The sequence below is a fragment of the Bradyrhizobium sp. CER78 genome, from assembly GCF_029846235.1.
Taxonomy (GTDB): Bacteria; Pseudomonadota; Alphaproteobacteria; order Rhizobiales; family Xanthobacteraceae; genus Bradyrhizobium.
Genome location: NZ_JARVWP010000019.1, coordinates 69,682 through 91,690 on the forward strand (window position 1 = coordinate 69,682; position 22,009 = coordinate 91,690).

Sequence of the window (22,009 nt, forward strand, 5' to 3'; positions counted from 1 at the left end):
CATGCGCGGCTCGCTGTCGGTCGTTCGTCCGGCAGTGCTGGGTGCCGAAGGCGCGTTCGAGACCTTCATCACCATCACGGCTGACGGTTCGGTCAACGCCTATAACGGCCATGTCGATCTCGGCACCGGCATCCGTACAGCGCTCGGGCAGATCGTCGCCGAAGAGCTCAACGTCTCCTTTGCCCGCGTTGTCGTGATCCTCGGCGATACCGCCGTAGTGCCGAACCAGGGCGCGACGATCGCGAGCGAGACCATCCAGATCACCGCCGTTCCCCTGCGCAAAGCCGCCGCGCAGGCGAGGCATTTCCTGCTCTCCCGTGCGGCCGAACGGCTCGAGTTGCCGGCCGATGAGCTCACGATCGAGGACGGCCTGATCCGCGGTCACGACAACCGCAGCGTCAGCTATGGCGAGCTGATCGCGGACGAGACCATCCGGCTCGAGCTCGCCGACGACGTTGCCGTCAAGGCGGTGAGCGCCTATTCCGTCGTTGGCAAATCCGTGCCGCGCGTCGACCTGCCGGCGAAGGCCACCGGCGAGCTCGTCTACGTCCATGATGTGCGCGTGCCCGGCATGCTGCACGGCCGTGTCGTCCGCCCGCCATACGCCGGCGTCGATGCCGGGCCGTTCGTCGGCACCAGCCTGATCGCGGTCGATGAAGCGTCGGTGCGGGACATTCCCGGCCTGGTCGCAGTGGTGCGGATCGGCGATTTCGTCGGCGTCGTCGCCGAGCGCGAGGAGAACGCGATCAAGGCCGCCGCGCAGCTCAAGGTGAGCTGGAAACCGGGACCGGCGCTGACCGATCTTTCCGACATCGAGCAGGCGCTGCGCGCCAATCCCTCGACGCCGCGGCAATTGATCGACAAGGGCGACGTCGATGCTGCGATCAAGGCGGCGGCCAAGCCGATGCAGCGGACATATGTCTGGCCCTACCAGATGCACGGCTCGATCGGCCCGTCCTGCGCGGTTGCCAGCTATGGGGACGATGGAATTCGCGTCTGGTCCGGCACGCAGAACCCGCACATCCTGCGCGGCGATCTGGCGCTTTTGATCCAGCGGCCGGAATCTGAGATCGACGTGATCCGGATCGAGGCCGCCGGCTGCTACGGTCGCAACTGTGCCGACGACGTCTCCGCAGACGCACTGCTGCTGTCGCGCGCGGTCGGCCGCCCGGTGCGGGTGCAGCTCACCCGCGAGCAGGAACACGCGTGGGAGCCGAAGGGCACCGCGCAACTGATGGACGTCAATGGCGGGCTCAACGCCGACGGCAGCGTCGCCGGCTATGACTTCTCCACGCGCTATCCCTCGAACGGCGCGCCGACGCTGGCGCTGCTGCTCACCGGGCGGATCGCGCCTGAAGCGGCCGTGTTCGAGATGGGCGATCGCACCGCGATCCCGCCCTACGACTACGAGAACATGCGCGTCGTCGCCAACGACATGCCGCCGATCGTGCGCGCGTCCTGGTTTCGCGGCGTCTCGGCGCTGCCTAACACGTTTGCGCATGAATCCTACATCGACGAGCTTGCCGCCGAGGCCCAAGTCGATCCGATCGCGTTCAGGCTGCGCTATTTGAAGGACAAGCGCGCGGTCGACCTCGTCAATGCCGTCGCCGAGCGCGCCGGCTGGACGCCACGGCCGGTACGGCAGGAGCCTGAAGCGGACGGTGACATCGTGCGCGGCCGCGGCTTTGCGTATGCGCTCTATGTGCACAGCAAGTTTCCGGGCTACGGCGCGGCATGGTCGGCGTGGATCGCCGACGTCGCCGTCAACAAGGCGACCGGCGATGTCAGCGTCACGCGCGTCGTCGCCGGCCAGGACTCAGGATTGATGATCAATCCGGAGGGCGTGCGGCACCAGATCGAAGGCAACGTCATCCAGTCGACCAGCCGTGCGCTGATGGAGGAGGTCTCCTTCGAGCGCGGCGCGGTGGCGGCGCGGGAATGGGGCGCCTACCCCATCATCAAATTCCCTGAGCTGCCCAAGATCGATGTGCTGATGCTGCCGCGGCAGGACCAGCCGCCGCTTGGCGTCGGCGAATCCGCTTCGGTACCGAGCGCGGCTGCGATCGCCAATGCGATCTATGACGCGACCGGCGTGCGCTTTCGCGAATTGCCATTCACGCCGGAGCGCATCCTGAAGGGATTGCACGGCGAGCAACCCACAGCGCCCGCCCCGCTTTCGCCGCCTACGCCGACAGCTCCGCTCGACAGATGGCAGAACCCATTTGCAAAACGCGGCGGCGTGCTCGCCGGCATTGCCGCGCTCTGCGCCGCCGTGATCGGGATCGGCGCGGCCGTGCTGCCCTGGCGCGCGATCGCGCCGATCGCCCGGCCCGATGCCTCGGTCTATTCCGCGGCGACGATCGCGCGCGGCAAGGAGCTTGCGGCGCTCGGCGCCTGCGCCGTCTGCCACACCACGGAACATGGCGCGGTAAACGCCGGCGGCCGGCCGCTGGAGACGCCGTTCGGCACGATCTACACGACCAACATCACGCCCGATGTCGACACCGGCATCGGCGCCTGGTCCTATCCCGCGTTCGAGCGCGCGATGCGCGAGGGCATTCACCGCGACGGCCGCCATCTCTATCCCGCGTTTCCGTACACGCATTTCGCCAAGACTGATGATGCCGACCTGCAGGCGCTCTATGCCTATCTGATGGCGCAAGCACCGGTGCACGCCGAGAGGCCGGCAAACACGCTCGCCTTTCCATTCAACCTGCGGCCGCTGCTCGCTGGATGGAATGCGCTGTTCCATCAGCCGAACACGTTCCAACGTGATCCATCGCAATCGGAGGCATGGAATCGCGGCGCCTATCTGATCGAAGGCCTCGGCCATTGCAGCGCCTGCCACTCGCCGCGCAACGCGCTCGGCGCCGAACGGCAAGCGGCCTATCTCGCCGGCGGCTTCGCCGAGGGCTGGGAGGCGCCGGCGCTGACCTCGCTGTCGAAGGCGCCGATCCCGTGGAGCGAGGACGAGCTCTATGCTTACTTGCGCACCGGCGAATCCCGCCTGCACGGCGTCGCCGCAGGCCCGATGGCGCCGGTCGTGCAGGAACTCGCCGCGCTGCCCGACCAGGACATCCGCGCGATGGCCGTCTACCTCGCCTCGTTCAACGCGACCACCGACCGATCGGTCCACGATGCCATTGCTGCGAAACTTGAGGCTAGCACCGTAGTGACCACGGCCGCCTCGGCCGGTGCCCGGATCTATCAAGGCGCCTGCGCGGTCTGCCACGAGGTCGGCGGCCCGCCGCTGTTCGGCAGCCGGCCGTCGCTGGCGCTCAACAGCAACCTCCATAGCGACGCGCCGGACAACCTGATCCAGGTGATCCTGCACGGCATCACCAAGCCGGCCGCAACCGATCTCGGCTACATGCCGGCCTTCAAGGACAGCATGAGCGACAGCCAGGTTGCTGAGCTCGTCGGCTTCCTGCGGCGCCAGTTTGCCCCCGCCAGGCCGGCCTGGACCGATGTCGCCGCCACGGTCGGCCGTATTCGGCAGACCATAGCGCGCTGACCTGCCATGTTCCGCCCGATACCCACTGGGCGGACCGCGCCCGGCAGGCTAAGGTTCCGGCATGACCGTGACAGATATCGCGACCCGGACCTACAACCACGGCTGGCGGCTCGACCCGATCGTGCGCAGCCTGCTGGACACCGATTTCTACAAGCTGTTGATGCAGCAGATGATCCGGGAAAGCTATCCGGACACCCGCACCACCTTTTCGGTGATCAACCGCTCGACCCATATCCGGCTTGCCGAGATTATCGACGAGGGCGAGCTGCGCGCCCAGCTCGACCACGCCCGCACCATCCGCTTTTCCAAGAAGGAACTGATCTGGCTCGCCGGTAACACGTTCTACGGCAAGACCCAGATGTTCTCGCCCGATTTCATCAACTGGCTCTCGACCTTCCGCCTGCCCGAATACGAGCTGCACAAGGTCGACGGCCAGTATGAGCTGCATTTCCACGGGCCGTGGACCCACACCACGATGTGGGAGATCCCGGCGCTCGCGATCCTCAACGAGCTGCGCTCGCGCGCGGCGACCAAGACCTACGGCCGCTTCGCGCTCGACGTGCTCTATGCCCGCGCCAAGGCCAAGCTGTGGACCAAGGTCGAGCGGCTGCGCAAGCTGGACGGCCTGCGGCTGTCCGATTTCGGCACGCGCCGTCGCCACGGCTTCCTGTGGCAGCGCTGGTGCGTCGAGGCGGTGAAGGAAGGCCTCGGCTCGTCGTTCACCGGAACGTCGAACGTGCTGCTCGCGATGGACAACGACCTCGAGGCGATCGGCACCAACGCGCATGAGCTGCCGATGGTGGCTGCGGCGCTCGCCAATTCCGACGAGGAATTGCGCTGGGCGCCCTATCAGATCCTCGATCAGTGGCGTCATGCCTATGGCGGCAACCTCCTGATCGCGCTGCCCGACGCCTTCGGCACCAAGCCGTTCCTGCGCGACGCGCCGGAATGGGTCGCCGACTGGACCGGCTTCCGGCCCGACAGCGCACCGCCGATCACCGCCGGCGAAGAGATCATCAAATGGTGGAAGCAGAAGGGCCGCGATCCCAAGGAGAAGCTTTTGGTGTTCTCCGACGCGATGGATGTCGGCTCGATCGAGGAGACGTTCCATCACTTCAAGGGACGCGTCCGCGTCAGCTTCGGCTGGGGCACCAACCTCACCAATGATTTCATCGGCTGCGCACCCGACGGCTCGGCCGAGCTCGATCCGATCTCGATCGTCTGCAAGGTGACGTCGGTCGACGGACGCCCGGCCGTGAAACTCTCCGACAATCCGGAGAAGGCGACCGGTATCCCCTCAGAGGTCGAGCGCTATCTGCGCGTGTTCGGCAATGTCGGCCGTGTTCGCACCGCAGTTCACGTATAAATTCGCGAACCAACCACTCTCATCGACTGACCTGACGAGTTTCGCATGCCCGCACCCAAGCCGCCTGCCTTCGAAACCCTGAGCCTGCATGCCGGCCAGCGCCCCGATCCCGCCACCGGCGCCCGTGCGGTTCCGATCTACCAGACCACGTCCTACGTGTTCCAGGACGCCGACCATGCCGCGGCGCTGTTCAACCTCGAACGCGCCGGCCACATCTACACCCGCATCTCCAATCCGACGACCGCTGTGCTGGAAGAACGCATCGCCGCGCTCGAATGCGGCGTCGGCGCGATCTGCACCGCGAGCGGCATGGCCGCGATGCATCTTGCGATAGCAACCCTGCTCAATGCCGGCGACCATATCGTCGCCTCCGCCTCGCTCTATGGCGGCACCATCAATTTGCTGGCGCACACGCTGCCGCGCTTCGGCATCACCACGACCTTCGTAAAACCCCGCGCGCTGGATGAATTCCGCGCCGCGATCAAGCCGAACACGCGGCTCGTGATCGGCGAGACCATCGGCAACCCCGGCCTCGAAGTGCTCGATATCCCCGCGGTGGCGCAGATCGCGCATGATGCGAAGATCCCGCTCCTGATCGACAATACGTTCGCGACGCCTTACCTCAGCCAGCCGATCGAGCTCGGCGCCGACATCACGATGAACTCGGCGACCAAGTGGATGGGCGGCCATGGCATCGCGATCGGCGGCGTCATCGTCGACGGCGGCCGGTTCGACTGGCGCGCCTCCGGCAAGTTCCCGCAGCTGACCGAGCCCTATGCCGGCTATCACGGCATCGTCTTCGACGAGCAGTTCGGCAAGGCCGCCTTCATCATGCGCGCCCGCACCGAGGGCCTGCGCGACTTCGGCGCCTGCCTGTCGCCGACCAACGCGTTCCAGCTGCTGCAGGGCATCGAGACGCTCGGCGTCCGCATGGACCGCCATGTCAGCAACACTCATGCGGTGCTGGACGCCCTCGCCGCCAACAAGGCGGTCGACTGGGTGCTGCATCCCTCGCTGGAGACGCATCCCGACTACGCGCTGGCGAAGAAGCTCTTGCCGCGCGGCGCCGGCTCGATCATCAGCTTCGGCATCAAGGGCGGCCGCGCCGCCGGCAAGAAGTTCATCGAACAGTTGAAGCTGATCAGCCATCTCGCCAATGTCGGCGACGCCAAGACGTTGGTGATCCATCCCGCTAGCACCACGCATCAACAGATGGATGCCGAACAGCTCAAGGCCGCCGGCATCGGCGAGGAGCTGGTGCGGCTGTCGGTCGGCATCGAAACCGCTGACGATATCATCGACGATCTCGGCCAGGCGCTCCGCGCCTCGCAAAGGACTTAAGCGCCATGCAGCTTTCAGTGAACGGGTCAGACACCTTCATCGCCACCGGCGGCAAGCCGTTCGATGCGTCGCTGCCGGCGGTGGTGATGATCCACGGCGCCGGCTTCGACTCTTCGACCTGGGCGCTGCACAGCCGCTGGTTCGCCCATCACGGCTTCTCAGTGCTGGCGCCCGACCTGCCCGGCCATGGCCGCTCCGCCGGCAAGCCGCTGAAGACCATTGCCGAGATGGCCGACTGGATCGCGGCGCTGATTACGGCCGCCGGCGCGGCGAAGGCGCGGCTGATCGGCCACTCGATGGGATCGCTGATCGCGATCGAGACCTCGGCGCGCCATCCCGACAAGGTGTCAGGCCTCGCGCTGATCGGCACCGCCGCGACCATGACGGTCGGGCCCGATCTGCTGAAGGCTGCTGAAGCCAATGACGTGGCCGCGATCGACATGGTCTCGATCTGGGGTCTCGGCTTCAAGGCCGAGCTCGGCGGCAGCCTTGCGCCAGGCCTGTGGATGCACCAGGGCGCGCAGCGGGTGCTGCAGGAGGCCAAGCCCGGCGTGCTCTACACCGACCTCAACGCCTGCAACGCCTATCAGAACGCGCTCACGGCTGCTGCCGCGGTCAAGGTGCCGGCGACCTTCATCCTCGGCGAACGAGACATGATGACCCCCGCCAAGGCCGGCAAGGCGCTCGCCGCGGCGACGCCGAATGCGCGGACCGTCGTGCTGCCAGGCGCCGGCCACATGATGATGGTCGAGCAGCCCGACGAACTGCTGGCAGCGCTGCGGTAGCGCTGCCGCGGACCCTTCTCCCCTCATGTCCGCCGTAGCCTTGGCGAAGGCGGATGTGGGACAAGGTGGCGCGCAGCGAGCGCCTCCAAAATATCGAAAACAACCCCATGCAAAGGCGAAGGACGGCCGCCTGCGTTCAGACAAACAACTTGACCCGTCGGGCAAATCAGCGATATATTCTATTATTCCGAACTTCTGCGAACGCCCTCTGCCGCTGCAGTTCGCAAGGAACTGACAAGGTGAAGCCGAACCGGGGCGCGCCTGTCGAGCTCCTCCTCTTGTCGACATTGCGCTCGCGATTCCTGTCCTGTCGGCACTGCTTGTCAGCGTTCTCAAGCTGGCCTGGCGACGCAATCTCGAAGCCTTCCCGCGCTCGCGCGGCGCGGCGCGGCGGAAAAACAAGCCCAGTCAGGAGGTCACAATGACCAGGAACGAAGCGAATACCCGCCATCGGCGGGAAGCCGACAAAGCTTTCAAGGCTATCAGCAATGCCAAACCGATGACCGACTACGCGAAGGCGGAGCAATCCTTTCACGAGAATCGCGAGCGTCTGAAAGCTGAGCGTCTGGCCCGGGAAGCTGCGGCAAAGCCCCTGCGGAATAGCCCGGCATTATCGAAGCATCGACCTAAAGCATCGTGAGCACGACGATTCCGTCTTCGAGCTCTCCTAAAGCCAGGCGCGCTCGCGCGATCCTCTCGAACTCCGTCCGATATTTGTGCAGATAGTTGAACGCATGCTTGACGGTTTGGAACGTCGTCGTAAGCTGGCACATTTGTCGCGCTGCGCCCAGCGCGAGGGTGAACGTGATCGTACCACCGCCGTCCGATTTTGCTCTGGGCACGGTCAGCACTCTCCCGGCTTGTAACTCTGTCCCCGGCAAATCCATCGACACTGGTCGAGGGCGTCTATCGCAGCGAATTTCTCGTGCGCTTCCTGGCTGGTGATGCCGGCGAGGCTGCTGCAAGGGTCGCGTCCGCAGCTTCCCTGGCCTCGCGTAGCTCACGCAGGCGCGCCATGTTCTTGCGCACCTCGATCGCCTGCCGTTCGACATCCGCGATTGCCCGCACACCTTCTTCGGCGGCGAGGCGCTGACGATCGGCGCGTGCGATCGCTGCAGGTGACGGTACTGCCGATTTCCTGGCGCTCATCCTTCACCCGTTCAAAAATAGCAAACCCGCTCAATCCGGGGATCGAGCGGGCAGCATTGCCGCTTCAGTACATCCGTGAAACGGCGCGACGAGATCAAGCCAGCGAGAGATTTTCGGCGCTGACCTTGCCCCGCATCTTGTCAGTCTTGAGCTCGTAATTGACCTTCTGACCCTCGGCGAGACCCGAAAGGCCGGCACGCTCGACCGCACTGATGTGAACGAACACATCGTTGCTGCCGTCGGCCGGCTGGATGAAACCGAAGCCCTTTTGGCCGTTGAACCACTTAACCGTACCTGTCGTCATTTTCTTCTCCAAAGCGCGCAAACGCGTTCCGCGCGACAATCGCGCAGCGATTTTCAACTTCGTCGATGTCTTTGGAAAAGGAGCCCGCGGGCGCGTTCAACAAGGCACAGCGGCTAATCGAATAAGGGCAATATAAACGATAACAGCCATATTGCAAGGAAGCCGGACAATTTGATTCAGCTCGCCGTTGCAGCGCCGTTCGGGGCAGTTCCAATAGGACTTCAGGTCTTTATAGTTTGACTTGTCTCGCGGGAGTGGTCACGTTGTTCCCACTGAACCGCATCGCCGTGACGAGCAAAATTGCTCGGTCGAGGCCGGCGAGGAAATGCGCGGTCGCTCTCATTCTTCCATTCGCAACGAACTCCTGCGCAATTGGCTGCGCCCAGGATCGTCCCAATTTGCAGTCAGCGAGGAGTTTTAATGCAGGTCGTAGTCCGTGATAACAATGTCGATCAGGCACTTCGTGTTCTGAAGAAAAAAATGCAGCGTGAAGGCGTTTTTCGCGAAATGAAGCAGCGTCGTGCCTATGAGAAGCCTTCGGAGAGAAAAGCGCGCGAAAAGTCCGAGGCTATTCGCCGGGCTCGCAAGCTCGCTCGCAAGCAAGCGATCAGGGAAGGTCTGCTGCCGGCGCCCCCGAAAAAGAAGCTCCCCGAACGCAAGCCGTCGGTCCCGCGGACTTCCGCGTCCACGGCGCTGCTGTCAGCAAGCACGCGGTAGCTACGCTCCATCCGTTCCAAATAGTAACGGGTAAAGTCGTCCACCGCCGCTTCCTTCGCGCGTCGGTAGTGTTCGGCCATTTCCAGATATTCTTCCGCACTCATTTGTGAATATGCGTTGGAAGCTGTGGATGTTCCAGTGTTTCTGGACGCCACAATCAAACTGACCCACCACCGGTTTGGGAGAAAGTTCAGGGAACTTTTCTGGCTCTTCGTGCTTTTTGAATCCGTTTTCGAAACGGGTCAGCTTTGGAGAGAGGAGCCATGCAGCGACGCCGCCGAGTTAAGCAGATTATCCCCCTTGCAGAACGTCTTTCCCTAGAAGCCAAAGAGCTACGCCAGCGGGCCAGAAAGCTTCCACCCAATCGAGAGCGGGAAGCACTCCTGAGAAAGGCGCGGCATAGTGAAGCCACCGCTCATTTGACCGATTGGCTTATGTCTCCCGGTCCCCGCCCTCCTATCTAGACAGGAGGGCGACGATGCGCGCAGATCAGCGCCAATTCAATGGCATCGAGATAGCCTTTGTCAGCGTAGCGGTGGTGTCCATTGTAACCTTAGTCGCAGCCGTGGCTTGGCTCATTCTCGAATGAACCTTGTGGCGTTTGCGCCATAATTCCGCGAGGTCGCCCTTCCCTTCTCCCCTTGTGGGAGAAGGTGGCGCGGACGCAGTCCGCGACGGATGAGGGGACTCTATCCGCAGATGAGCTCGCGGAGAGAGACCCCTCACCCGCCTTCGCTGCTTCCGCAGCGAAGCCACCCTCTCCCACAGGGGGAGAGGGTGCATCTCATGCGCGGAGAGGCACGCCCGTCACTGCTTAGCCGGCTTCCTTCCGATCGGGTGGATCTCGATCGCGCGCAGGCGGCCGAGGCGGAGGACGTCCATCGACAGCGTCCGGTTGATCCGGCTGTGATCGAGCGCGCGGATCAGGTCGTCGACACCGTTGATCTCGATGCCGTCGAGCCGGATCACCACGTCGCCGGGCAGCAATGCCGCGCGCGCCGCCGGGCTGTCCGGCTCAATCTGCATCAACAGCGCGCCCATCTTGTTCTCGACGCCGGCGAGCACCGCGTGCCGCCGCGGCACCGGCGCGGTCTGGCCGGCGACGCCGATATAGGCGCGGCGGACATAGCCGTGACGGATGATCTCCGACAGCACGAACTGCGCGGTGTTGCTGGCGACCGCAAAGCAGATGCCCTGCGCGCCGTTGATGATCGCGGTGTTGATCCCGATCACTTCGCCCTTCGACGACACCAGCGGCCCGCCCGAATTGCCGGGATTGAGCGCGGCATCGGTCTGGATCACGTCCTCGATGGTGCGCCCGCTGACCGAACGGATCGAGCGGCCAAGCGCCGACACCACGCCGGCGGTGACCGTCGATTCGAAGCCGAGCGGATTGCCGATCGCGACCACCAGCTGACCGCGCCGCAGCGTCTTCGAGTTACCGAGCGACGCGTAGGGCAGATCGCGCGCGCCATCGGCGCGCAGCAGCGCGAGATCGGTGTCGGGATCGACGCCGAGCACGTGCGCGTCGGTGACGAAGCCCTCAGTGTCGCGCAGGCGGATCTCTTTCGACGGTCCGACCACGTGGCTGTTGGTCAGCACGAAGCCGTCGGGCGAGATCACGATGCCCGAGCCGAGCCCGCCGCGGTCGCGCGCGTTACGGACCTTCGGCCCGGTCTCGACCCGGACCACGGCCGGGCCGACGCGGTCGGTGACGTCGATCACGGCGTTGGAATAGGCATCCAGCAAGGCCCGGTCATCGACTTGAGCTGCGGCTTGGGTATCCACTTGGGCATCCACTTGGGCATCCACTTGGGCAGCATCAGCCGTTCGCGGTAACGTCGTGTCACCGGCGGCATCTGAGGTAAAATCCAGCATGGCGAGAGTCCTTTGGTCTCCTCAAATGGTGACCGGCTCCCGCTGCCGCAAGTGGTTACGCCCCTCGCAGGCCTGTCCTGCTAGTATGGGGTCTCTGACGCCTGATTCACTCAGTGTCATTCCGGGGCTCGCGAAGCGAGAACCCGGAATCTCGATCCACGACCTCTGGATTCCGGGTTCGCGACTGCGTCGCGCCCCGGAATGACTGAGAGAACCATTAGAGACACAACCCTAAGGCGCCCGCCGCAGCACCCCGCCGCGCTCCCTGACCGGATCGAGCAGCGACCAGTCGCCGTCCGGCAGCACGTGGCCCTTCGGGAACGGCGCGCGCAGCTCGAGCCCGAGCGAGCGCAGCACGCGGTCGTCACGGTAGTAGCATTGCAGCACCACGCGGACGAGCGTGGCCGCGGCAACGCCGCCGCGTGCGCGAAACTCCTGCGCCACCGCTTCGCACCTGGCTTCGTCGAGCTCGGCGAGCGGCTTGCCCGCAAGCTTTGCCAGATGATCCAGCGCCTGCGCGACCAGCGCGGTGTCGCGGCCGAGCGTTGCCAGCATGTCGGCCTGGATCGCGGCATCGTCCGCACCGGGCACCTTGTACTCGTCACTTTCGGGAACGATCATCGCGGCGACGGTGCGGAGATCGGCGCGCTGGGCTGCGGTCAATTCTTTTACGTCGGACATAGCAATCTCAATCGAACAGATTGGCGAGGCGGTGCTTCATCTGGTCGGCGATGTAGAGCGCGAGGGCCTGGATGGTGGAGGTCGGGTTCACGCCGCCCGAGGTGACGAAGATGCTGCCGTCGACGATGAAGAGATTCTTCACGTCGTGCGAGCGGCCCCATTCGTTGACCACGGAGCGCGCCGGATCGGTGCCCATCCGCGCGGTGCCGAGCAGATGCCAGCCGCCCCAGGGAATCGGATCGTTGATGCAGATGTCGGTAGCGCCGGCCGCATCGAGAACCTCCCGGCCGCGCGCCAACGCATGGTCCATCATCTTCCGGCTGTTCGCTGAGATCGTGTAGTCGATCTTCGGTGCGGGAATGCCGTGGCTGTCCTTCAGCACCGGATCGAGCGTGACGCGGTTGTGCTCCTCCGGCAGATCTTCGCAGATCGCGGAGACCGCAAGGCGATGCCCATTAAGCCTGCGGAACACGCGGTGATGATCCTTGCCCCAGGGCAGGATGCCCTTCTGCTCGCTCGCGACCGCCTCGAACACCGGCCCGGCGCCGCGGCCGAACTGGATGCCATAGCCGCGGACGAAACCGCGCGACAGGTCCGTGTCGTAGAACTCCTTGCTCCACAGGCAGGTCGGCGGCGCGCGGTTGCTGTCGGTCGGCTCCTTCACGAAGCCGTAGATCTGCGCATAGGGGTGGAACATCAGGTTCTTGCCGACCAGGCCGGATGAGTTGGCGAGGCCATTCGGGAATTTTCCGGATACCGAGTTGAGTAGCAGCCGCGGCGTGCCGACGCCGTTGCAGGCGATGATCACAACCTCGGCCGGTTGGAATTGCTCGACACCGTCCTTGTCGTAGTACACGACGCCGGAGGCCATGCCCTGCTCGTTGGTCAGGATCTCGCGCACCCGGCAGTGGGTTTTCAGCTCGACCCCGGCGCGGATCGCGTGCGGCCAGTAGGTGATGTCGGTCGATGCCTTGGCGCCCTGTGCGCAGGCCGGCGTGCAGTGGCCGAGATTGATGCAGCGCGCCCTGCCCTCGTAATCCATCGTCGCGACCGTGGTATCCGACGGCCACCAGTGCCAGCCGAGCTTGTTCAGGGCCTTGCCGAGCAGCGGGCCGGATAGCCCGAGCGGCTGCGGCGGCATTGGCGGATGGCTGAGCGGCGACAGCGGATCACCCGACAGGCCAGAGACGCCCATCATGCGATCGTTCTCCTCGAAGAACGGCGTGAGCGCGTCGTAATCGATCGGCCAGTCGTCGGCGACGCCGTCGAGCGTCTTCACCTTGAAATCGGAGGGATGCAGCCGCGGCCAGTGCGCGGTGTACATCACGGTCGAGCCGCCGACGGCGTTGAAATTGACGACATTGATCGGCGAGTTGTCGTCATTGATCGGGTAGTCCTCGGGCCGCCTGCGAACGTTCGGGCTGGTCGCCCACTCGCCGTAGAACTTCGCCTCCCAGTCGCGCCCGGTGCTCGGATATTCGGCGGGATTCATCCAGCCGCCCTGATCGAGGCAGAGGATGTGCATCTTGGTGTCGGCAAGGCTCCAGGCCACCGCGGCCCCGGAGGCGCCGGCGCCGATGATCAGGACGTCAACGGGATCGTTCTTCATTCTTATTCCTTGGTCTTGATGATCCCGTCATTCCGGGGCGATGCGTAGCATCGAACGCGGAATCTCGAGATTCCGGGTTCGGTCCTGCGGACCGCCCCGGAATGACATCCTTAAATTCAATTGACGATTCTCACCGGCAAGCTTCGTATACCGCGGATGAAATTGGAATAGAGCCTTTGCGGCGGGCCCATCAGCTCAAAACGCAGATCACGCACCAGGACCTCCTCCCAGAGGATGCGCAGTTGCTGCTCGGCGAGGCGATCGCCGACGCAGCGGTGGACGCCGGCGCCGAAGGCAAGATGCTGGCGCGGCTTGGCGCGGTCGATGACGAATTCGTCGGCGCGCTCGATCTTGTCCTCGTCGCGGTTGCCGGAGATGTACCACATCACGACCTTGTCGCCCTTCTTGATCTGGCGGCCGGCGAGCTCGACGTCGTTGCGCGCGGTGCGGCGCATGTGCAGCACCGGCGTGTGATAGCGGATGGTTTCGGACACCAGGTTCGGGATCAGCTCCGGCCTCGCGCGGACCAGCTCGAACTGCGCGGGGTTCTCGCACAGCGCCATCAGCCCGGCCGACATCGAATTGCGCGTGGTGTCGTTACCGCCGACGATCAAGAGCCCGATCGTGCCGATGAACTCGCGCGCATCGAGATTCCGCGTCGCCTCCGAATGCGCCAGCATCGAGATCAGGTCGAAGGTCGGCGGCGCATCGACCCGGGCCTCCCACAACTTTCGGAAAGCTTCTCCCATCTTGATCAGCTCGGCGGTGCGTTCCGCCTCCGAATGCACCACCGCGTCAGGGGACTCGACGTTGGCGATCGCCACATCCGACCACCAGGTCAGCTTGGCGCGCTCCTCGGAGGGAAAATCGAACAGCGTCGCCAGCATCATGTTAGTCAGATCGACCGAGACCCGTTCGGCCCAATCGAAGGTCTCGTTGCGCGGCAGGGCGTCGAGCACGGTGGCGGTGCGCTTACGGATCAAGGGATCGAAATTGGCAAGGTTCGACGGCGCCACGATCGGCGCCACCGTGCGACGCTGCGCAGTGTGGCCAGGCGGGTCCATGCGGATGAAGCTCGGCCGCTCCAGCCCCTTCGGCTGGTCAGCGACCTGGATACCGCCGAGCTCGGAGGCGGAGGAATAGTTCTGGTGATCCAGCTCGACGGCGAAGATGTCGTCGTAGCGCGTCACCGACCAGTACGGGCCGTAGGCCGACGCCTCGCAATAATGCACGGGATCGTCGCGGCGGAGCTGCGCGAACAGCGGCCGCCAGGTGTCGTCCTGATAAAGCCGGGGATTACTGACATCTATTGATGTCGGCCTGCGCAGCGCCTCTCCCATCGCTCACTCCCACAGGTTCCGTCGCCGCTTGGCGGGCGATCGTGTTGTCGGGCCGACGATAACGGGTATCCCGCGGCCGAGTAAAGCCGCGGAGCGGACAGTCCGCCTCGCGGAATGCGCGCAGGCCGGCCAACCCGGCAAATCGCGATGGCTGCCCCGCTTCTCGATGTTTGTCGACCGTGGCGAGACCGGCTAGCCTTGCCGCAATCAACCGATCAGGGAGCGACGACAGGTGGCCGCATCGCGTCAGGACAACAGCCCCGAGACGGGTGCGCTGGACTACGACGTCATCATCATCGGCGCCGGCCTGTCCGGCATGTACCAGCTCTACCGGCTACGCGAGCTCGGCCTCACCGCGCGCGTATTCGAGGCCGGCACCGGCGTCGGCGGGACCTGGTACTGGAACCGCTATCCCGGCGCGCGCTTCGATTCCGAAAGCTATTCCTATGGCTACTCGTTTTCGAAGGAGCTGCTGGAGGAATGGGAATGGTCGGAGCATTTCGCCGGCCAGCCCGAAACCTTGCGCTACTGCAATTACGTCGCCGACAAATTCGATCTGCGCCGCGACATCCAGTTCGAGAGCCGCGTCACGTCGGCGATCTACCAGGACGAGACGCGGAGCTGGCGGATCACGCTGGAAAGCGGCGCGCAGCATAGCTGCCGCTTCCTGATCACCGCGATCGGCCCGCTGTCGACGCCGACCCTGCCGCGCGTCGAGGGCCGCGACGATTTCAAGGGGCAATCGTTTCACACCGCGCGCTGGCCGAAGCAGAAAGTGGATTTCACCGGCAAGCGCGTCGCCGTGATCGGCACCGGCGCGACCGGCATCCAGACCATCCAGACCATCGCGAGCGAGGTCGGCCACCTCACCGTGTTCCAGCGCACCGCCAACTGGGCAGCGCCGCTGCACAACGGCAAGATCGACGCCGAGACGCAAGGCAAGATCAAGGCCGGCTATGGCGAGATCTTCGCGCGCTGCAAGGAGACCTTCGCCTGCTTCGTGCATACGCCGGATCCGCGCGGCGCGTTCGAGGTGAGCGAGCAAGAGCGCGAGGCGTTCTACGAGAAGCTCTATGGCGAGCGCGGCTTCGGCATCTGGCAGGGCAATTTTAGGGATATCCTGATCGACCGCGCGGCCAATGCGACGATCTCGGATTTCGTCGCGCGCAAAATCCGCGCGCGGGTGAAGAACCAGGCGGTGGCCGAGAAGCTGATCCCGACCAACCATGGTTTCGGCACGCGGCGGCTGCCGCTCGAGACCTTCTATTACGAGGTCTACAACCGCGACAATGTCGAGCTGGTCGATCTCAAGCAAACGCCGATCGAGCGGATCACGCCCGAGGGCATCCGGACGACCGAGAAGGACTACGCCTTCGACATCATCATCTACGCCACCGGCTTCGATGCCATCACCGGCAGTTTTGACAAGATCGATATCCGCGGTGCCGGTGGCGCGCGGCTGAAGGAGAAATGGACGCACGGGCCGGAAACCTATCTCGGGCTGATGGTCGACGGCTTTCCCAACATGATGATGCTGATGGGCCCGCACACCGCGCTCGGCAACATCCCGCGCAGCATCGAATACAGCGTCGACTGGGTCACCGGCCTGCTTCGCTTCGCGACCGAGAAAGGCCTGACCTTCCTCGACGCCACGCCCGAGGGCACCGCCGGCTGGACCGATCATGTCAAGGCGCTCGGCGTCGGCCTGCTGTCGAACGAGGTCGATTCCTGGATGACCGGCATCAACCGCAATGTCGAGGGCAAGCAAACCCGCATCGTCGCCCGCTACAGCGGCAGCGCCCCGGCCTATCGCGCGCGGTGCGATGCGGTGGCGGCGCAGGGGTATGTGGAGTTGCGGTTGGGCTGAACTGTCTCAGTGACGCGAGGCGCGCGCCCCACTCACTGCCGTCGTCCCGGCGAAAGCCGGGACCCATACGCCGCAGGCACGTGAAGGAGGCACCAGCGGCTGGGTTCCCTCTCCCCTTGCGGGAGAGGGTTAGGGAGAGGGGTGCCACACGACGTGCAACCTCCGTATTGGTCACTGCAACAGATGATCGAACTTGCGAGGGCGCCGCCCTCACCAATCATCTCGCCCCGGGGCCACCCCTCTCCCCAACCCTCCCCCGCAAGGGGGGAGGGAGCCTGACCGGCGTGCTCACCTCACATCACCATGCATCAATACACGGCCTCTTGCGATGCGTCCGCGGCTCGCGTTTCGGCACCGAGCGCAGGCCCGCCATGATCCAGTGCCGCGTGTCGGCGGGGTCGATCACCTCGTCGATCTCGAGCACCGAGGCGATCGAGACGGCTTTGCCGTTGGCGTAGAGCTCGGCGACCTTGGTCTGGAAATACTTCTCGCGTTCGACCGGGTCCTCGATCGCTTCCATCTCCTTGCGGAAGCCGAGGCGGACGTAGCCTTCGAGCCCCATGCCGCCGAATTCGCCGGTCGGCCAGGCCACCGTGAAGAACGAGGCGTGGAAGCCGCCGCCGATCATCGACTGCGCGCCGAGACCGTAGCCCTTGCGCAGCACGATGCCGAACAGCGGCACCGTGATGCTGGCGCCTGTGACGAACATCCGCGCGACATGGCGCACGATCGCGGTCTTCTCGGCCTCGGGGCCGACCATGAAGCCCGGCGTGTCGCACAGCGAGACGATCGGGATGTCGAATGCGTCGCACAGCTGCATGAAGCGCGCGGCCTTGTCGCCGGCGGGCGCATCGATCGCGCCGCCGAGATGCTTCGGATTGTTGGCGATCAGGCCGAACGGCTTGCCTTCGATGCGGATGAAGGCCGCGATCATGCCGACGCCGAAATCCTTGCGGATCTCCAGCACCGAGCCTTCGTCGGCGATCAGGTCGATCACGTTGCGGATGTCGTAGACCCGCAGGCGATTTTCGGGAATCGCGCGGCGCAGCAGCCGCTGGTCCGGTGCTTTCCAGTCGGCCACGGCGCCCTGGAAGTAGGACAGGTATTTCTGCGCCACCGTCGTGGCCTCTTCCTCGTCCTCGACCAGGATGTCGATCACGCCGTTCGGTGACTGGAACGAGACCGGGCCGACCTCGGCCGGATGGTAGACACCGAGCCCGCCGCCCTCGATCATCGCCGGACCGCCCATGCCGATCGACGCGTTCTTGGTGGCGATGATGACGTCGCAGACGCCGAGCATCGCCGCATTGCCGGCGAAGCAATAGCCCGAGACCACGCCGACGACCGGCACGAGCCCGGAGAGTTTTGCGAACTGCACGAAGGATGGGCCGTCGAGGCCGGTCATGCCGAGCCGGTCGGTATCGCCGGGACGGCCGCCGCCGCCCTCGGCATAGAACACCAGCGGCATGCGCCACTGCTCGGCGAGGCCGAGCATGCGGTCGATCTTCTTGTGGTTCATATGGCCTTGGGTGCCGGCCAGCACGGTGTAGTCGTAGGAGATCACCATGCAGCGCGCGCCTTCGGGACCGAAATGCCCCGCATTGACGGTGGCGACACCGGCGATCAGGCCGTCGGCCGGCGTGTTCTTGATCAGGTCCTCGACCTTGCGGCGGCGGCGCTGCGCCGCGATCGCGAGCGAGCCGTATTCGACGAACGAGCCCTCATCGACCAGCTGCGCGATGTTCTCGCGCGCGGTGCGCTGGTTGGTCTTGCGCCGCCGCTCCACCGAGGCCGGACGGTTCTCGTCCAGCGTGATCGCCTTGCGCGCGATCAGCTCACCCAGATCAGGGCGGATGTGATCGAGATCGATCGCGGCCTCTTCCGCCGCGGTATGGCCGTCGACCTCGGCAGGCTCCAGGAACAGGATCGGCTCGCCATGCATCAGCGTGACGCCGATGCCGCCCGCGATCCTCGTCACCCGGCCGCCATGCGGCGCTGTGACGAGATGCTCCATCTTCATCGATTCCAGCACTGCGATCTGCTGGCCGGGACGGACCAGATCGCCCTCCGCGACCTCGATCGCCACGATCGTGCCCTGTAGCGGCGCCGCTACCGGAAGCGATCCTTCCGGCGCCGCTTCGGCCGTCACAGTCTTGGTCGCGACCGCCTCGCTCACCTCGAGCAGCGGCGCGGCATGTTCCTTCGCGGCGCCGACCAGCGCCGCCACATGGGTATCGATGAAATTGGTGCTGATCTTGTTCCGGCCAAAGCTCTGATGCGCCAGGATCGCGCCGAGCAGCGGGATGTTGGTCGCGACGCCGCCGATCCGGAATTCGCGCAGGGTGCGCGATGCCTTGTGCACCACGTCGGTCCATTTTTGGCTCGGCGAATGCACGATGACCTTGGCAAGCAGCGAGTCGAACGCGGCGCTGGTGCGGTAGCCGGAATAGCCGAACGTATCGACGCGAACGCCGGGACCGGACGGCAGGTCGAACACGCTGAGCGTGCCGCCGGTCGGCTTGGTCAGCCCCTTCTCGTCCATCACCTCCATGTTGACGCGGAGCTGCATCGCATAGCCGCGCGGCAGCGGCACCGCAGATTGCGCCAGGCCGAGCGAAGCCAGCGTGGCCCCGGCCGCGACCGCGAGCTGCGACCGCACGAGGTCGATGCCGAGCACGGCTTCGGTGACAGTGTGCTCGACCTGGAGCCGCGGATTGGCCTCGATGAAGGCGAAGGCGCCCTCGCCTTCACCGGCTTCGTCATCGACCAGGAATTCGAAGGTGCCGAGGTTGTCGTAGCGCGCGGCGGTCGCGAGTTGCTTTGCCGCCTCGATGATGCGCGCGCGCAGGGCCTCGCTCAGCGACGGGCTCGGCGCCACCTCGATGAGCTTCTGGTTGCGGCGCTGGATCGTGCATTCGCGCTCCCAGAGATGGCTGATCGCACCATGACGATCGCCGATGATCTGCACCTCGATATGGCGCGCTTTCCGGATCAGCCGCTCGACATAGACGGCATCGCTGCCGAACGCCGCCTTGGCCTCGGACTGGCATCGCGCATAGGCCTCATCGAGCTTCGCCGCGTCCTCGACCACGCGCATGCCGCGCCCGCCGCCGCCGGCGATCGCCTTGATCATCACGGCGGCATTGGCGCCGAGCGAGGCGAAGAAGGATTTTGTCTCCTCAAGCGACGTCGCGCCCGAGGTGCCTGCAATGATCGGCACACCGCATTTTTTCGCCAGTGCCTTCGCCTTGGCCTTGTCGCCGAACAGATCGAGCGCCTCCGGCGACGGGCCGACGAAGGTGATCTTCTCCTCGGCACAACGCCGCGCCAGCTGGGTGTTCTCGCTGAGGAAGCCGTAGCCGGGATGCAGGGCGTCGCAACCCGCGGCCTTCGCCGCCGCGATGACAGCCTCGATGTCGAGATAGGCCCGGGCGCCGTGGCCGGGGATCTCGCGCGCCTCGTCGGCGGAGCGGACATGCAGCGAGGCTGCATCGTCGGCCGGATAGATCGCGACCGTGGCAAGGCCGCTATCGGCGGCGGCGCGGGCAATCCGGATCGCGATCTCACCGCGGTTGGCAATCAGCAATTTCTTGAACGACATGGACGGTTCCGTAAGAGGTCAACGATCCTTCATGGTCGGATCGAGCACGACACGCAAGGATTCTCCCAGAGCGTTGAACGCCAGGGAGACGACGAGAATGGCAAGGCCCGGCGCATACATCTGCTCCGGGGCAATTTCCATATACTGATAGGCGCGCGCCAGCATGGCGCCCCAGCTCGGGTCCGGCGGCTGGATGCCGAGGCCGAGGAACGAGAGACTGGCTTCGGCCAGCAGCGCCGCGGCAAGCAGCAGCGTCACCTGCACGATGATCGGCTGCAATGTATTCGGCAGCACGTGGCGCCAGAGGATGTGCCAGGTCGGCGCGCCAAAACCCCTGGACGCGTCGACATAGAGCTCCTGCCGCACGATCAGCGTGCGGGCGCGAACGATGCGCGCCAGCGCCGGAAACATCGTGATGCCGATCGCGATCATGCCGTTGGTGAGCCCGATGCCGAGCGCGCCGGTCACCGCGATCGCCAGCACGATCGCCGGAAACGACAGGAAGGTGTCGATGATGCGGCTGATGACGTCGTCGATCCAGCCGCCGAAATAGCCGGCGATGAGGCCGACCGGCAGCCCGATCAGGACCGCGACGCCGACCGCAAGAAGGCTGGCGTAAACAGTCGCCGGCGCGCCATAGATAAGGCGGGAGAAGACATCGCGGCCGAGATCGTCGGTGCCGAGCAGGTGCAGCGGCCCCGGCGGCGCCAGCATGTTGTTGACGTCCTGTGCGGTCGGCGCATAGGGCGCGATCCAGGGCGCACCGATCGCGACGACAACCAGCACGACGAGCACCAGGATCGACAGCGCGGCACGGAGATCGCCAACGAGCCAGCGCGCAAATCGCCTCAGCCGGGTCGGCCTGGCCGGTGCTTTGAGGGATGCGAGCGCGGTGTCGGTCATTGCTCGATCCTCGGATCGACCGCGGCGCACAAGAGATCGGTGATCAGGTTCACCGCGATCACGACCACCACCATGGTGAAGACGACGCCCTGCACGATCGGGAAATCGCGCTGGATCGCGCCGCGCACGATCAGGCTGCCGAGACCGGGAATCGCGAACACCGCCTCGATCACCACGGTCGCCGCCAGCATGCGGTTGACCAGCAGGCTGATGATCGTGAGCAGATTGACGCTGACATTCTTCAGGCCGTGCTGCCAGAGGATGCGGGACATCGACAGGCCCTTGGCATGCAAGGTGCGGACATATTGCGACGACAGCACCTCCAGCAGCGCGCCGCGCAGCTGGCGCGCCACCTCCGCCATCCCGTAGGCCGCGATGGCGATCCCCGGCAGCAGCGCGTGCCGGATCGCATCAACCGGCGAGACGCTGAAGGATTTTGCGCCGGTCGCCGGCAGCCAGTTCAGCTTCAGCGAGAACTCTGCGACCAGGATCATCGCCAGCCAGAAGCCGGGCACCGCGACGCCGAGGGAGGCGATCATACTGATCAGCTTGTCGACCCAGCCGTTCGGCTTGATCGCGGCCATCACGCCCATCGGAATGCCGGTGACCAGCGCCAGCACCAGTGCGATCACGACGATCAGCAGCGTGTTCGGGAAGGCGCGTCCGATGGAATCGGCGACCTTCTCGCCGGTCAAAAGCGATTGCGACAGATCGCCCTGCACGACATGGCCGAGCCACGCGCCATATTGCACCAGGAACGGCCGGTCGAGGCCGTAGAGCTGCCTGATCTCGGTGATCCGCGCGTCGGTGGCGTTGTCGCCGGCGAGCGTCACGGCAATGTCGCCGGGCACCAGCTTGAGCAGCGCGAACACCATGAAGGTCGCGAGCAGGATCACGGGCAGCGCCTGCAGCAGGCGGCTGCCGATGACCTTGACCGGTGACCGTCGCGCCATG

Annotated in this window: 17 protein-coding genes; 7 read left to right on the forward strand and 10 right to left on the reverse strand. The window is 65.1% G+C overall.

Annotated features, from left to right (window positions below):
• Position 1: 1 nt before the first annotated feature.
• The 5 genes from QDT69_RS30685 to QDT69_RS30705 all read left to right on the forward strand — a co-directional run bounded on the left by QDT69_RS30685 (position 2) and on the right by QDT69_RS30705 (position 7,646).
• Entirely contained in the window at positions 2 to 3,514 is a 3,513-nt protein-coding gene (locus tag QDT69_RS30685; protein ID WP_279710277.1) for a molybdopterin cofactor-binding domain-containing protein, read from the forward strand.
• 61 nt (positions 3,515 to 3,575) lie between these two features.
• Positions 3,576 to 4,880, forward strand: a complete 1,305-nt coding sequence (pncB, locus tag QDT69_RS30690; protein ID WP_279710205.1) for a nicotinate phosphoribosyltransferase — start codon at positions 3,576 to 3,578, stop codon at positions 4,878 to 4,880.
• Between the two features lie 45 nt (positions 4,881 to 4,925).
• Entirely contained in the window at positions 4,926 to 6,221 is a 1,296-nt protein-coding gene (locus QDT69_RS30695) for an O-acetylhomoserine aminocarboxypropyltransferase (protein WP_279710206.1), read from the forward strand.
• Positions 6,222 to 6,226: 5 nt separating this feature from the next.
• The gene (locus QDT69_RS30700) at positions 6,227 to 7,006 is read left to right on the forward strand and encodes an alpha/beta hydrolase (RefSeq protein WP_279710207.1); all 780 of its coding nucleotides are present in this window, start codon (positions 6,227 to 6,229) and stop codon (positions 7,004 to 7,006) included.
• Between the two features lie 421 nt (positions 7,007 to 7,427).
• The gene (locus QDT69_RS30705) at positions 7,428 to 7,646 is read left to right on the forward strand and encodes a hypothetical protein (protein ID WP_279710208.1); all 219 of its coding nucleotides are present in this window, start codon (positions 7,428 to 7,430) and stop codon (positions 7,644 to 7,646) included.
• On the opposite strand, the gene QDT69_RS30710 is transcribed toward QDT69_RS30705, so the two are convergent.
• The 3 genes from QDT69_RS30710 to QDT69_RS30720 all read right to left on the reverse strand — a co-directional run bounded on the left by QDT69_RS30710 (position 7,633) and on the right by QDT69_RS30720 (position 8,459).
• Positions 7,633 to 7,857, reverse strand: a complete 225-nt coding sequence (locus QDT69_RS30710) for a hypothetical protein (protein ID WP_279710209.1) — start codon at positions 7,855 to 7,857, stop codon at positions 7,633 to 7,635. The two genes, QDT69_RS30705 and QDT69_RS30710, sit on opposite strands and share 14 nt — an antisense overlap.
• 55 nt (positions 7,858 to 7,912) lie before the next feature.
• Positions 7,913 to 8,155, reverse strand: coding sequence for a transcriptional regulator (locus QDT69_RS30715; RefSeq protein ID WP_279710210.1), 243 nt, complete (start codon positions 8,153 to 8,155; stop codon positions 7,913 to 7,915).
• 94 nt (positions 8,156 to 8,249) lie between these two features.
• Entirely contained in the window at positions 8,250 to 8,459 is a 210-nt protein-coding gene (locus QDT69_RS30720) for a cold-shock protein (RefSeq protein ID WP_279710211.1), read from the reverse strand.
• A gap of 420 nt (positions 8,460 to 8,879) precedes the next feature.
• Between QDT69_RS30720 and rpsU the strand changes: the two genes are divergently transcribed.
• Complete coding sequence (rpsU, locus tag QDT69_RS30725; protein WP_279710212.1) at positions 8,880 to 9,176, forward strand: 30S ribosomal protein S21; 297 nt, start codon at positions 8,880 to 8,882, stop codon at positions 9,174 to 9,176.
• A gap of 807 nt (positions 9,177 to 9,983) precedes the next feature.
• Here rpsU and QDT69_RS30735 read toward each other — a convergent pair.
• The 4 genes from QDT69_RS30735 to QDT69_RS30750 all read right to left on the reverse strand — a co-directional run bounded on the left by QDT69_RS30735 (position 9,984) and on the right by QDT69_RS30750 (position 14,684).
• Complete coding sequence (locus QDT69_RS30735) at positions 9,984 to 11,054, reverse strand: trypsin-like peptidase domain-containing protein (protein WP_279710214.1); 1,071 nt, start codon at positions 11,052 to 11,054, stop codon at positions 9,984 to 9,986.
• A 231-nt stretch (positions 11,055 to 11,285) separates the two neighbouring features.
• Positions 11,286 to 11,735, reverse strand: a complete 450-nt coding sequence (locus QDT69_RS30740; protein ID WP_279710215.1) for a hypothetical protein — start codon at positions 11,733 to 11,735, stop codon at positions 11,286 to 11,288.
• A gap of 7 nt (positions 11,736 to 11,742) precedes the next feature.
• Complete coding sequence (locus tag QDT69_RS30745) at positions 11,743 to 13,344, reverse strand: GMC family oxidoreductase (protein WP_279710216.1); 1,602 nt, start codon at positions 13,342 to 13,344, stop codon at positions 11,743 to 11,745.
• Between the two features lie 116 nt (positions 13,345 to 13,460).
• Positions 13,461 to 14,684, reverse strand: a complete 1,224-nt coding sequence (locus QDT69_RS30750) for a cytochrome P450 (RefSeq protein WP_279710217.1) — start codon at positions 14,682 to 14,684, stop codon at positions 13,461 to 13,463.
• Positions 14,685 to 14,916: 232 nt separating this feature from the next.
• On the opposite strand from QDT69_RS30750, the gene QDT69_RS30755 reads away from it, so the two are divergent.
• On the forward strand, positions 14,917 to 16,551 hold the full coding sequence (locus QDT69_RS30755; RefSeq protein WP_279710218.1) for an NAD(P)/FAD-dependent oxidoreductase: 1,635 nt from the start codon (positions 14,917 to 14,919) through the stop codon (positions 16,549 to 16,551).
• A 298-nt stretch (positions 16,552 to 16,849) separates the two neighbouring features.
• Here QDT69_RS30755 and QDT69_RS30760 read toward each other — a convergent pair whose 3' ends face one another.
• The 3 genes from QDT69_RS30760 to QDT69_RS30770 are packed head-to-tail and all read right to left on the reverse strand — an operon-like array spanning position 16,850 to position 22,008.
• Positions 16,850 to 20,152: a carboxyl transferase domain-containing protein gene (locus QDT69_RS30760; RefSeq protein WP_279710219.1), complete on the reverse strand. Its 3,303-nt coding sequence runs from the start codon at positions 20,150 to 20,152 to the stop codon at positions 16,850 to 16,852.
• An 18-nt stretch (positions 20,153 to 20,170) separates the two neighbouring features.
• On the reverse strand, positions 20,171 to 21,055 hold the full coding sequence (locus tag QDT69_RS30765) for an ABC transporter permease (RefSeq protein WP_279710220.1): 885 nt from the start codon (positions 21,053 to 21,055) through the stop codon (positions 20,171 to 20,173).
• Positions 21,052 to 22,008: an ABC transporter permease gene (locus tag QDT69_RS30770; RefSeq protein WP_279710221.1), complete on the reverse strand. Its 957-nt coding sequence runs from the start codon at positions 22,006 to 22,008 to the stop codon at positions 21,052 to 21,054. Before QDT69_RS30770 ends, QDT69_RS30765 begins: the two co-directional genes overlap by 4 nt.
• Between the last annotated feature and the right edge of the window lies 1 nt (position 22,009).